Here is a 1762-nt window from a genome sequence, read left to right on the forward strand (position 1 = left end):
GGATTGGTTCAAACCTGCCTTCTTCAAGCCAGAAATCTGGTATCGTTGTTCTCTGGTGAGCTGCTTGTAGTGATACATCTGTGCTCCTTTTACTTGGTCGTTTAAGTAGCTCCGATACTACCGCAGCTTGCCTATAAACTTCTTTACAAAAGTTGCACTTCAAAGTTGAATCCGCCCAGTGTAAATATATCGATTTATAGTCAATATTAATTTAATCTTACCAAAAGATATAGAACACATGCATAATATCAAGTGTGCACACATTTGAGTGTGATCAATTTAACGTGTGAGATTATTATGGAAACCATTGCGATCATTAGTCAAAAAGGGGGCTCAGGTAAAACAACCATTGCCTTACATTTAGCTGTTTCATCTTCTAATGCAGGATTAAATACCGCTTTAATCGATCTTGATCCACAAGCATCTGCAACAAAATGGGCTGATCGTCGTAAAAAAGAATTGCCCGTTGTTCTATCAGCTCATGCAAGCCGCTTACATTACGAAATACAGCGTGTGAAGGAAACTGGAGGTCAAAGACTTTTTCTGGATACAGCGCCTCACTCTGATAGCGCAGCGTTAGAGGCAGCCAAGGTGGCTGATCTTGTACTTATTCCATGCCGCCCTGCTATTTTCGATATGGAGGCGATTTCAAATACACTATCTCTTGTTCAAACAACAGGCACGCCAATTTTCGTTGTAATGAATGCAGTTGCGCCACAAGGACAAGAAGCAGAGGAAGCAAAAGAGGCAATCGGAGAATTAAATGTAGATGTATGCCCTATTCAGCTAGTAAATCGAATTGCCTTTGCTCGATCCTTGATTACTGGATTAACAGCACAGGAGTTTGAATGTGATGGTAAAGCCGCAAAAGAAATTGAAAATATGCACACGTTCATGTGTGCACAATTGAACAAGTTGAATCATAAATTATAGGACTATAGAAACATGACCAATAAATTTGCGACAGCTTTAAAAGGAGGTTCTATGAATGAGCGTGTAGAACCAATATTAGAACCAAAAAATACTAGTAGTGCATCTTCCCCCCACGATCGACCTTCACGTAAAAATACTAAACACGTGGGTGGATATTTTTCTCCAGAAGTATCAAAGCAATTACGTCAAATTGCTTTAGATGAAAATTCATCTGTACAGGTTTTACTAGCCGAAGCTATTGATATGCTTTTTCATTCTCGCCACAAACCTACAATTACACAGAAATCTGTGAAAGAGATATAGTATTCATGAGTGAATGTGTGCACACATGATCTCATTCTTTATCTAGTTTTTTTATTTCATTATTTGTGACTTTAATCACTGATTAGATTTCTTAGCATACACATGTTAAATGCACATTCATATTTCTTATAAGCTTACTATACTTCCATAATCTTATTAATTAGAGCTTTGATTATTTGTGTGCACACATGCAACATTGCACACACTATCACTATATCACATGAACGCGAGAACATATGATCTCTTATAATTAAAAGATTATTTTCTAATATTGTTTGCTTCAATAAGACAATAAGTTCGAAAACAAAAACATCATTGTTTAGGTTAAATTCTCTTAACCGATAATCCCTTTTAATTAAATGTTTATTTTCATCAAGCTATTTCAGTCGGTATCTTCGCTTACAAATAAAATAATTTCTATTCGATTAATATTCCCTAATTTTTATTTTAAAGTGCACACTTTATATAATGAACAAATGAACAAATGAACAAATGAACAAATGAACAAATGAACAAATGAACAAAT

General features: G+C 35.4%; 2 protein-coding genes. Both read left to right on the top strand.

All coding sequences use genetic code 11. From position 1 onward, the window contains the following. Window positions 1-297: 297 nt before the first annotated feature. Window positions 298-933, top strand: a complete 636-nt coding sequence (locus C7H79_RS16985) for a nucleotide-binding protein (RefSeq protein ID WP_106708405.1) — start codon at window positions 298-300, stop codon at window positions 931-933. Between the two features lie 12 nt (window positions 934-945). Next, entirely contained in the window at window positions 946-1236 is a 291-nt protein-coding gene (locus tag C7H79_RS16990; RefSeq protein WP_147383664.1) for a ribbon-helix-helix domain-containing protein, read from the top strand. Window positions 1237-1762: the final 526 nt, after the last annotated feature.

Origin of the sequence: Nitrosomonas supralitoralis, from assembly GCF_003011925.2 — a bacterium.
GTDB classification, from domain to species: domain Bacteria; phylum Pseudomonadota; class Gammaproteobacteria; order Burkholderiales; family Nitrosomonadaceae; genus Nitrosomonas; species Nitrosomonas supralitoralis.